Source organism: Massilia sp. Masssp93 (assembly GCF_059491295.1).
The window spans coordinates 570271-581915 of the sequence record NZ_CP168502.1; the positions used below are offsets into that span (position 1 = coordinate 570271).

General features: G+C 64.9%; 6 protein-coding genes. 3 read left to right on the forward strand and 3 right to left on the reverse strand.

What is annotated here, in order from left to right; all coding sequences use genetic code 11:
* Positions 1–441 precede the first annotated feature (441 nt).
* A complete protein-coding gene (locus tag ACEN9Q_RS02595) occupies positions 442–3333 on the forward strand; it encodes a TonB-dependent receptor domain-containing protein (protein WP_495627262.1) in 2892 nt (963 codons plus the stop codon).
* A gap of 106 nt (positions 3334–3439) precedes the next feature.
* On the opposite strand, the gene ACEN9Q_RS02600 is transcribed toward ACEN9Q_RS02595, so the two are convergent.
* A complete protein-coding gene (locus ACEN9Q_RS02600) occupies positions 3440–4168 on the reverse strand; it encodes a 16S rRNA (uracil(1498)-N(3))-methyltransferase (RefSeq protein WP_495627263.1) in 729 nt (242 codons plus the stop codon).
* A gap of 122 nt (positions 4169–4290) precedes the next feature.
* On the opposite strand from ACEN9Q_RS02600, the gene tkt reads away from it, so the two are divergent.
* Both tkt and gap read left to right on the forward strand, forming a co-directional pair.
* Positions 4291–6288 carry a transketolase gene (gene tkt / locus ACEN9Q_RS02605; protein WP_056438982.1) on the forward strand — a complete coding sequence of 666 codons (1998 nt, stop codon included), beginning with the start codon at positions 4291–4293 and terminating at the stop codon, positions 6286–6288.
* A 94-nt stretch (positions 6289–6382) separates the two neighbouring features.
* Positions 6383–7393 (forward strand): type I glyceraldehyde-3-phosphate dehydrogenase, encoded by a 1011-nt coding sequence (gene gap, locus ACEN9Q_RS02610; protein WP_056438985.1) that lies wholly within the window; start codon positions 6383–6385, stop codon positions 7391–7393.
* Between the two features lie 150 nt (positions 7394–7543).
* On the opposite strand, the gene map is transcribed toward gap, so the two are convergent.
* Both map and ACEN9Q_RS02620 read right to left on the reverse strand, forming a co-directional pair.
* Positions 7544–8311 (reverse strand): type I methionyl aminopeptidase, encoded by a 768-nt coding sequence (gene map, locus ACEN9Q_RS02615; protein WP_056438988.1) that lies wholly within the window; start codon positions 8309–8311, stop codon positions 7544–7546.
* Between the two features lie 190 nt (positions 8312–8501).
* Positions 8502–11387, reverse strand: a complete 2886-nt coding sequence (locus tag ACEN9Q_RS02620; RefSeq protein ID WP_495627264.1) for a TonB-dependent receptor plug domain-containing protein — start codon at positions 11385–11387, stop codon at positions 8502–8504.
* Between the last annotated feature and the right edge of the window lie 258 nt (positions 11388–11645).

The window sequence follows — 11645 nt, forward strand, 5'->3', positions numbered from 1 at the left end:
TCCGCGGAATATTTACAACGGGTCGCTATGATTCACTTCGATGGTGCAATATTTGTTTAAAGAAAAACCCTTTCTGGTGCTGCGTTGCACCAGCGGAAAACATTAATTCTTCCTTTTCGAAAATGTGTTGTTTCTACACATTTCAACAATTGTGTTTTATTGACACTTTCGCTTTTGCTATGGTTTTATCGACACGTCAGTAACGTTTGATATCGATGAAACGTTAATTGAGAGGGTTCGTCCTACAGGGCGAATGATGAAAAAACACAGCAATTCAGTGTGTAAGTGAATGTAGTTCAAACGCACCAGGCCAAAAGCCTTTGCAGGCCACGGGGTGCAAGCGGGGGCGGCGCAGCATGGCCGCCCCCGCGCGCAAGCATCGTGTCTGCATTCGGTGAACGTAAGAAACCACTTTGAGAGATTCGAGAAGGAGAAGTTTTCATGACGTTTAAAATGAAGTCGATGCCATTTGCGATTTCCTGCGCAATTGCCAGCGGTGCCATGCTTGCAGCGCCGGCAATGGCGCAGACGCAGGACGGTGCCGCGCCCCAGCAAGTCCAGCGCGTGGTCGTGACCGGTTCGCTGATCAGCCGTACCGACACCGAAACCCCGGCCCCCGTGCAAGTGCTGACCGCACAGGACATCCAGCGCAGCGGCAAGACCTCGATCGGCGAACTGCTGAACGACCTCGCCGCCAACGGCCAGGGTACCCTCGGTTCCGGCTTCTCGGGCGCATTTGCCAACGGCGCGCAGGGCGTCTCGCTGCGCGGCCTGACCGTCGGCGCGACCCTGGTGCTGGTCGACGGCCACCGCATCGCTCCGTATCCGCTGTCGGACGACTCGCAGCGCTCCTTCGTCGACGTTTCCAACATTCCGTTCGACGCCATCGACAGCATCGAGGTGCTGAAGGCCGGCGCGTCGTCGACCTATGGTTCGGACGCGATCGCGGGCGTGGTCAACATCAAGCTCAAGAAAAACCTGACCGGCACCCGTTTCAGCGCCGAGAGCGGCACCACCCAGCACGGCGGCGGCGACACCCACAAGGCGTCGTTCAGCACCGGCATCGGCGACCTGGACAACGACGGCTACAACGCCTTCATCACGGCCGAATGGCGCCGCCAGGGCGACATCAAGACCTCCGACCGCGACCAGTTCATGTGGGACAACGCGGACTGGCGTTCGCGCGGCGGCAACGACCTGCGCGTCGGCGTGCCGTCCAGCATCAACAGCTTCCTGACCGCGACCTCCAGCCCGTTCCTGTACAACGCGGCCGGCGCCGGCGGCGTCAACAATGCGGCGAACTTCCAGTTCCTGGACCCGACCGCCTGCAACTACACGAAATACATGGCGGGCGGTTGCGCGGTGCGCGACACGACCACCAACATCCAGCCGGCCACCGAGAACATCAACGTGATGGTCGGCCTGACCAAGAAGCTGAACAACGACTGGGAACTGGCCTTCAAGGGCTCGATGTTCCAGCGTAACAGCATCAACAACCGCGGCAGCTCCTACCCGACGACCGGCACGTTCGGCTCGTTCATGCCGAGCTATTCGCCGACCACCGTCCCCGGCTACACCTCGCTGAACAACGGCGTGCTGGTGGCGAACATCGGGCGCGTGCCGAGCACCCTGATCCCGGCCACCGCCTCGTACAACCAGCTCGGCGCCGCGGCCCGCCTGTACGGTTTCATCCCGGGCGTGGATCCGGTCTCGACCATCGACAATACGGCCAAGACGACCCGCTTCGCCCTCGACCTGCACGGCAGCGCCTACGGCTGGGACGTGAATGCGGCCGCCGGCGTCACCGAGACCAAGCTCGACCTCAAATACAGCGGCTACATCGACCGTCTGGCGCTGTACAACGCGATCTTCAACGGTTCCTGGAACCCGGTGGGCGGCAATTCGCCGGCGCTGGTGTCCCAGATCTCGCCGCGATTCTCCAACTCGCTCGATTCGAAGCTGAACTACATCGACCTGGTGGGTTCGCGCGAACTGATGCAATGGGGCGCGGGCCCGGTCGCCCTGGGTGCCGGCGTGCACTGGCACAAGCGCCAGCAGAACGCCCCGGCCGCCAGCCTGACGGCCAACGGTCAGGTCGCCAACACGTCCGCCTTCGTGATCGGCGACGAGACCAACAGCGCGGTCTTCGCCGAACTGCAGGCGACGCCGATCAAGAACCTCGAAGTCGGCGTCTCGAGCCGCTACGACCACTTCGACACCTACGGCAACTCGTTCACGCCAGCGGCCAAGTTCAAGTGGTCGCCGTCGAAGATGTTCGGTGTGCGCGGCACGTTCGCCCGCGGCTTCCGCGCGCCGAACCCGGCCGAGGTGGGCAATGCCGGTTCGTTCTTCACGTTCAACGCGATCAACGACCCGATCCTGTGCAAGGACGGCCACCAGTACACCGCAGGCAACGTGCCTTCGTCCTGCGGCATGAACCCGCCGTACGTCCAGGTCACCAGCAAGGACCTGTCGCCCGAGAAGTCGAAGTCGTACACCCTCGGCATCATCGTCGAACCGCTCAAGGGCCTGAACGCGACGCTCGACTACTACAAGATCGAAGTCCGTAACCAGATCGTGACGGCGGCCGGCAACGACCCGAGCTTCTCGCCCGACTTCGTGCGCGGCCCGGCCACCCCGGTCGACATCGCGACCGGCGTCGGCACCGGCACCACCGTCGGCACCCCGGCGGTCGGCCCGATCATCTACGCGAAGTCGCCGTACATCAACCTGGGCGGCACCAAGACCTCGGGTATCGAAGCGGACGTCGGCTACCGCTGGCGCCTGTCGAACGACATGGGTCTGGTGCACGCCAACCTGAGCGCTTCGCACACCTTCAGCTACATCAGCGAGGCAGCAGGCGGCGTGTCGTACGAACTGGCCGGTACGCAGGGTCCGTCCGTGGTGTCGGGCGCAACCGGTTCGCCGAAGGACCGCGCCCAGTTCACCCTGGGCTGGAACCGCGGCCCGCTGGACGTGACCGCGACGATGAACTACACGAGCTCGTTCTCGACCAAGGATCCGTCGCTGGAAGCCAACGACTGCGCATCGACCGGTCTCGACGTCGGTGGCCGCCGTTATTTCCAGGGCGTGGACCAGCCGGGCGTGTACTGCGAAGTGCGTTCGTTCACGACGACCAACCTGAACGTCGTGTACAAGGTCTCGCAGAACCTGAGCCTGAAGGGCGCGATCCTGAACCTGTTCGACCGCCAGCCGCCGATCGACGTCGCCACCTACGGCAACGCCGGCAACCAGACGGCCTACAACGCCTCGCTGCACCAGGCAGGCGCCGTGGGTCGCTTCTACAGCCTCGGCCTGAACTACGTGTTCTGATCGCCGTGCAGGTGTAGGGTGGGCTCCCCGAGCCCACGCGTAACGTTCGCGTGACGCCGGCGTTTGCGTGGGCACGGTGTGCCCACCCTACTGACTTATCGAAGCATCAGATTCCGCCCCAGCCCGCGGCCAGGATCGCGAGCGCGGCCAGCCCGGCCGTCTCCGTGCGCAGCACCCGCGGCCCCATCGACAATGCGAGCGCGCCCGCGGCCAGCGCCGCGTCTTCTTCCTGCTCCGTGAAGCCGCCTTCCGGGCCGACGAGCAAGGTGACGTCCTGCGCCGGCGCCTGCCTTGTCCACTGCGCGAGCGACGCCTCGGCGCGCGGGGACAGCAGGATGCGCACGCCGCCCGCCGCGCCCTGGCCGAGCCAGCGATGGAAGTCCTGGATGGGCGCGACGTCGGCCAGGCGGTTGCGGCCGCACTGCTCGGACGCGCTGACGACGACGCCTTGCCAGTGCGCCAGGCGCTTGTCGGCGCGCTCGCCGGACAACCTCACGACGGACCGTTGCGCGGCCAGCGGCTGGATCGCCGCCGTCCCCAGTTCGACGGCCTTTTCGACGATCCAGTCCATCTTGCTGCCCTCCGGCAAGCCCTGGGCGAGGGTCACGCGGAACGGCAGTTCCACGTCGACGGCGTCGATCGCGAGGACTTCGGCGGTGGCGCGGCGCTTGCCGATCTCGACGAGCCGCGTGCGCGCCTGGCCGCCCTCGCCATTGAACAGCACGAGCTCGTCGCCGCTCTGCTGGCGCACGACGTGCAGGTGGTGGGCGACCGCTTCCGGCAGGTCGACGAGGCTGCCGGGGACGAGCGGCTGGGGGCAGTAGAAACGTGGCATGGATGGCAATCGGAACCGTTAACGAGCCGGCATTTTAAATCCCGCCGACCGTGCTCTGGTAAAATACGCGGTTAAGGCCAGCTCGTGCCACCGCTTTCCAATCCTCAGACTTCACCACACCCATGAAATCTCTGCAAACCACCACCTTGATGGCCAACGCAATCCGCGCGCTGGCGATGGACGCCGTCCAGAAGGCGAATTCCGGCCACCCCGGCATGCCGATGGGCATGGCCGAGATCGCCGTCGCGCTGTGGGACGGCCACTATCGCCACAATCCGGCCAATCCGGGCTGGATGAACCGCGACCGTTTCCTGCTGTCGAACGGCCACGGCTCGATGCTGCACTACGCGCTGCTGCACCTGTCGGGCTACGACCTGTCGATGGACGATATCCGCAACTTCCGCCAGATGCACAGCAAGACGCCGGGCCACCCGGAAGTCGGCATCACGCCGGGCGTGGAAACGACCACCGGCCCGCTGGGCCAGGGCATCGCCAACGCCGTCGGCATGGCGCTGGCCGAGTGGCTGCTGGCCAAGGAATTCAACCGTCCGGGCTTCGACATCGTCGACCACTACACGTATGCGTTCGTGGGTGACGGCTGCCTGATGGAAGGCATCTCGCACGAAGTGGCGTCGCTGGCCGGCACGCTGCGCCTGAACAAGATGATCTGGCTGTACGACGACAACGGCATCTCCATCGACGGCAAGGTCGAAGGCTGGTTCACGGACGACACGCCGAAGCGCTTCGAAGCCTACGGCTGGAACGTGATCCCGCACGTGGACGGCCACGACGTCGCGGCCGTCGATGCCGCCATCGCGCAGGCCAAGAAGTCGGACCGTCCGACGCTGATCTGCTGCAAGACCATCATCGGCAAGGGTTCGCCGAACCTGCAGGGCGGCGACAAGGTGCACGGCGCCGCGCTGGGCGAGAAGGAAGTCGCCGCGGTGCGCGAGCACCTGATCTGGGACGCGGTCCCGTTCGACATCCCGGCCCCGATCTACGACGCCTGGGACCAGAAGCAGAAGGGCGCCGCCGCCGAGGGCGCATGGAACGAGGTGTTCGCCGGCTACCGCGCGCAGTATCCGGAACTGGCCGCCGAATTCGAGCGCCGCATGAAGGGCGACCTGCCCGGTCATTTCGAACAGACGCTTGCTGACGCCATCGCGTCCACGATCGACAAGAAGGAAACCATCGCCACCCGCAAGGCGAGCCAGAACGCGATCCAGGCGCTGGCGCCGGTGCTGCCGGAATTCCTGGGCGGCTCGGCCGACCTGACCGGCTCGAACCTGACCAACTGGAAGGAATCGATCCCGCTGCGTTCGGGCACGCCGGGCAACCACATCAACTACGGCGTGCGCGAATTCGGCATGTCCGCCATGATGAACGGCATCGCCCTGCACGGCGGCTTCATCCCGTTCGGCGCCACCTTCCTGACGTTCTCGGACTACAGCCGCAACGCGCTGCGCATGGCCGCGCTGATGAAGCTCCGTTCGCTGTTCGTCTTCACCCACGACTCGATCGGCCTGGGCGAAGACGGCCCGACGCACCAGTCGGTCGAACACGTCTCGTCGTTGCGCCTGATCCCGAACCTGGACAACTGGCGTCCGTGCGACACGACCGAATCGACCGTCGCCTGGGGCGAAGCGGTCAAGCGCAAGGACGGCCCGTCGACGCTGATCTTCTCGCGCCAGAACCTGCCGTTCATGGAGCGCGACGCGGCGACCGTCGCCAATATCGCGAAGGGCGGCTATGTGCTGCGCGACGCGCAGAACCCGGCCGCCGTGCTGATCGCGACGGGTTCGGAAGTGGAACTGGTGGTGAAAGCCGCCGAAACCCTGGCTGGCCAGGGTATCCAGGTGCGTGTGGTGTCGATGCCGTCGACCGACGTGTTCGAGCGCCAGGACGCGGCCTACAAGGCTGCCGTGCTGGGCCGCGGCATCCCGCGCGTGGCCGTCGAGGCTGGTGTGACGGACTTCTGGTACAAGTACGTCGGCCTGGAAGGTGCCGTGGTGGGCATCGATACCTTCGGCGAATCGGCCCCGGCCCCGGTGCTGTTCAAGCACTTCGGCTTCACGGTCGAGAACGTGGTCGCCAAGGTCAAGGCCGTTCTCGCGGCCTGATGGATTGCGCCCGCCGCACGGACCGGTGACTGTCCGTACGGCGGGTTTCACGCTATGCTTCGGTGTTAGGATTTTTTTAATCAGGAGTGAATAAATGACGATCAAAGTAGCAATCAACGGTTATGGCCGCATCGGCCGCAACGTGCTGCGCGCTTTCTACGAAGGCGGCAAGAAGCAGGACATCCAGATCGTGGCGCTGAACGACCTCGGCAATGTCGAGCACAACGCCCATCTGACCCGTTACGACACCACGCACGGCAAGTTCCCGGGCACCGTCGAAGTCGACGGCGACTACATGATCGTCAACGGCGACCGCATCCGCGTGTACGCGCAGCGCAACCCGGCCGAACTGCCGTGGGGCGAGCTGGGCGTGGATGTCGTGCTGGAGTGCACCGGCTTCTTCACCACCAAGGAAAAGGCTTCGGCCCACCTGAAGGGCGGCGCCAAGAAAGTCATCATCTCGGCACCGGGCGGCAAGGACGTCGACGCCACCATCGTGTTCGGCGTCAACCAGGACGTGCTGAAGTCGACGGACACCGTGATCTCGAACGCCTCCTGCACCACCAACTGCCTGGCCCCGCTGGTCAAGCCGCTGAACGATGCCATCGGCCTGGAAAACGGCCTGATGACCACCGTGCACGCCTACACCAACGACCAGGTGCTGACCGACGTGATGCACGAAGACCTGCGCCGCGCCCGTTCGGCCACGCAGTCGATGATCCCGACGAAGACCGGCGCCGCCGCCGCCGTCGGCCTCGTGCTGCCGGAACTGAACGGCAAGCTGGACGGCTACGCGATCCGCGTGCCGACCATCAACGTGTCGATCGTCGACCTGTCGTTCATCGCCAAGCGCGACACGACGGTCGAAGAGATCAACAAGCTGATGAAGGACGCATCGGAAGGCGTGCTGAAAGGCATCCTGACGTACAACACCGAGCCGCTCGTGTCGGTCGACTTCAACCACAACCCGGCGTCGTCGAACTTCGACGCGACGCTGACCAAGGTGTCGGGCCGCCTGGTGAAGGTGTCGTCGTGGTACGACAACGAGTGGGGCTTCAGCAACCGCATGCTGGACACCACCGTGGCGCTGATGAACGCCAAGTAATCCGGCGCAGCATCCATGAAAAACGCTCCCTCGGGAGCGTTTTTCATTTGTGCGGATTACGTAGGGTGGGCACCCTTGTGCCCACGCGTAACGCAAGCAGACTGCAAACGTCGCGCGTGGGCTCGGGGAGCCCATCCTACGTCGCGTTTTTTACTTGGTCTTCGGCCACGGCGTCAGGATCTCGAACCCGTTCTTCGTCACCGCGATCATGTGTTCCCACTGCGCGGACAGCGACCGGTCGCGCGTCACGACCGTCCAGCCGTCGTCGAGCTGCTCGACGTCCGAATCGCCCAGGTTGATCATGGGTTCGACGGTGAAGGTCATGCCTTCCTTGATGAGCATGCCCGTGTTCGGGCGGCCGTAGTGCAGCACCTGCGGGTCTTCGTGGTAGACCTTGCCGATGCCGTGGCCGCAGTACTCGCGCACGACCGAATAGCCGGCGGCTTCCGCCAGCTTCTGGATCGCATGGCCGACGTCGCCCAGGCGCGCGCCCGGGCGCACGGCGCGGATGCCGGCCATCATGGCGTCGTAGGTCGTGTCGACGAGCTTCTTTGCTTCCGGGCTGGGCGTGCCGACGAAGTACATGCGGCTCGTGTCGCCGTGCCAGCCGTCCTTGATCACGGTGACGTCGATGTTGACGATGTCCCCGTCCTTGAGGATCTCGGCGGGCGCGGGGATGCCGTGGCAGACGACGCTGTTGACCGACGTGCACAGGGTCTTGGGAAAGCCGTGGTAGCCGACGTTGGCCGGCGTGGCCTTCTGCACCTTGCGGATGTATTCGTTGCAGCGCCGGTCGAGTTCCTCGGTGGAGACGCCGGGGACGACGTATTCGCCGATCATTTCCAGCACCTCGGCCGCCAGCCGGCCGGAGACGCGCATTTTCGCGATGTCTTTGTCTGTCTTGAGTTTGATAGCCATGTTCACTTTCGTTGGGCCGCGCCGCCGCATTGCCGGGCCGGCCGATGGCGCATGATACCGCCAAGACGCCCGCCGCGTAAGCCGGGCGGCAAACGTGGCGCCGCGTCGCCGTGCGCCGAAAAAAAAGCCGCCCGCGCAGGGCGGGCGGCTTGGCGCGTCCGGCACGCGGGCGTGCCGGAGAGGCGGTCGATCAGAGCTTGACGCGGATACCTGCGTACCAGCGGCGGCCGATCGGGTCGTAGGTACCGCCGTCGGTCTCGGTGCCGGTCACGTCGCCCGGCAGGCCGGAGATGATCGGCGGCGCCTTGACGTCGAACGCGTTGTCGAGGCCGAAGTACAGCTCGGTCTTCTTCATCAGCTGGTACGACACCTGCATGTTCGTGTAGGTGCGCGAACCGACTTGCAGCGAGTTCGCCGGCAGGTCGAAGCCCGACAGGAACTGGTCGTCCAGCGACGAACGGCCGATGTAGTCGAACGTGGCGTTGACGTTCAGGTCCTTCCAGCGATAGCCCAGGTTCAGGTTCGCCTTGTTCTTCGGCGCGCCGATTTCACCGGCGAACGGATCGCGGTCCGCGCCCGGCAGCGGCACGTCGTAGCCGGTCTTCACGTAGGTGTACGCGAGGCGGGTCGACAGGGTGCCCGGACCGACGCGGTCGGTCCAGGCCGCGGTCAGGTCGATGCCCGAGGTGGCCTTGCCGCCGCTGTTCGACACGGCGGTGTCGATGTAGCGCAGGGCGCCGGCGCTGCTGGCGCCGTTCGCGGTCGGCCAGCGGGTGATGAACTGGCACATGGCCGGGTTCGTGCCGCTGTAGCAGCCGGTCAGCGCGAACTGGCGCGGGGTCGACACGATCGCGTCGGCGATCTTGATGTTGAAGTAGTCAGCCGTGAAGGTGAAACGCTTCAGCATCGAAATCGAACGCGGGGTCCAGACGACGCCCAGGGTGGTCGAACGGCCTTTTTCCGCGTGCAGGTTCGGGTTGCCGCGGTTGTAGCCGCTGACGCCCTGCTGGTCGGCCAGGGTGTTCGTGAACTGGCCGTTCTTGGCGATGTTCGCGGCCACGCCCGGATCGGCACGGCAGCGTGCATCGTACACGCCTTGCGATGTCGCGGTCACGCCTTCGCACGGGTCGGTCAGGCCGGTCGGGAAGTCCTGGCTCGGAGCCTGGTACAGCTCGTTGATGTCCGGCGCACGGGTCGACAGCGAGCGGGTGCCGCGCAGCTTGACGTCGTCGACGACGGTCCATTCGAAGCCGGCGTTCCAGCTGTTGGTGCTGCCCACCGACGAGTAGTCGCCGTGGCGGAACGCGATCGGCAGGCTCAGTTCCTTGATGAAGGGCAGGTCCTTCAGGATCGGCACGTGGGCCTCGACGAAGGCTTCGCGCACGCTGAATTCGCCCTGGGTCGGCGGGGTCGCGTTGCCGGCGTTCAGGCCGGCCTGGGTCAGCGCGTCAGGCGTCGATTCCGAGTATTCCTTGCGGAACTCGACACCGGCGGCGATGCCCAGCGGGCCGGCCGGCAGGTCGAAGATTTCGCCGTCGATGTGGCCGCCAGCCAGCTTCTGCGTGGTGCGGGTCGTCAGCGAACCCGGCGCGTTCACGTAGGCCAGCGCTTCCTTGCTGATCGAGTTGAAACCGAAGATATTGATCGGCACGCAACCCTGGGTGACCGCGTTGGCGTCCGCGCACACCGGGTTGCCATTCGCATCGGGGATGGCGCTCAGTGCGTTGCGGAAGTTCAGGACGTTGACCTGGCCGCTCGACTGCTGGGCTTCCTTGGTCTGGCCGTACGACACATACGCTTCATAGTTCCAGTCCTTCCACGCGTGGAAGTCGCCTTTGAAACCGGTGGCGAGGCGGAAGGTATCGCGGTCCACGCTGTTGCTGCGGGTGCCGACTTCGGCCATGCGGCGCGTGAACGAGTAGTCGGGAATGCCGTCGCCGTCGGTGTCGCTGATGCGGTCGTACAGGTATTGCGGCACCAGCGGGTTCTTCACCAGCGTGCCGTTGACCATGGTGCCGGCCGGCACCTGGGCGTTGCTGAAGATGTCGGCCGAGCTCAGCGCGAACGGCTCGATCACGCTGCCCGAGCGGGTCGAGACGTAGGTGCCTTCGATGAAGGCGCTGTTGTGCTCGTCGATCTTGCGCTCGCCGTTCAGGGCCAGCACGAAGCGGTCGACCGGCACTGCGATCGAACGATAGAACGAACGGTTGAAGCCGGACACCGAGGAGACGAACGGGATCGGGTTGCCGTTCGCGTCGTAGGTGTAGCTGCCGGTCTTGCCGTTGGCGCCCGTGTAGGTGAAGCGGCCTTGCGGCGCGTAGCTGGAGTAGGTCGGACGGACCGCGACGAAGGCGTCGGCAGGATCCCCGGTGTCGACGACCATCTTCGACGACTGGTCGACCGCCGATGCTTCGCGGTTGCGCGACCACACCTGGCCGTCGCGCGTGAAGCCGATGTGGCCCATCAGGAAGCCGTTGTCGTTGCTGCTGCCGAAGGTGATCGACAGCTTGCGCTTCTCGCTGTCGCCCTTCGAGCTCTCGCCGCCCTGGGCGTCGATCGTGAGGCCGTCGAAATTACGCTTGGTGATGATGTTGACCACACCCGCCACGGCGTCCGAGCCGTAGGCCGCCGAGGCGCCGCCGGTCATCAGTTCGACGCGTTCGACGAAGTCGGTCGGGATCGCGTTCAGGTCGACCGCGGCGCTGCCCGGCACGCCGGACACGAAGCGGCGGCCATTGACCAGCACCAGGGTACGCGAGGTGCCCAGGTTGCGCAGGTCGACGGTGGCAACGCCGGCGCCGGACGTCAGGAATGCCGTGTTGGTACGGCTGTAGGTCGGCGTGCCCAGGGTCGGGTTTTGCAGCAGCAGGTCCTGCAGGTTGTTGGCACCCGAGGCGGCGATGTCCCGTGCGGTCAGCACCTGCAGCGGCGACGGCGACTCCGCGTTCGGCGAGGCAATGCGCGAACCGGTGACCTCGACGCGCTGCATCGGCGCGGGCTGCGTGTCCTGGGCATAAGCACCCTGCACCGCAAGGGCGACGCCGCCAAGGCAGATCATCCGGATTGAACGGGACAAATTCTTCTCTCTCATATTTTTAAAACTCCCAGGGTTTAAAACGGCAGGCCGGATCGCGGCACTGCCGTTGGCGTCGGCTAGCGACGGGTTTGGTCGACGCGGGTTGCACTTGCTTGATGCATACGGTTTTCCAAGATGCCAATAAAATCATTCGGCGTAGCTTGGTGTCAACACGTGTAACGATGTGTTTCCACGCTTGTCACCCCTGCCGATTCTCCTGCGCCGAAACGAAAAGCTGATGATTGACAGTTGTGCTTA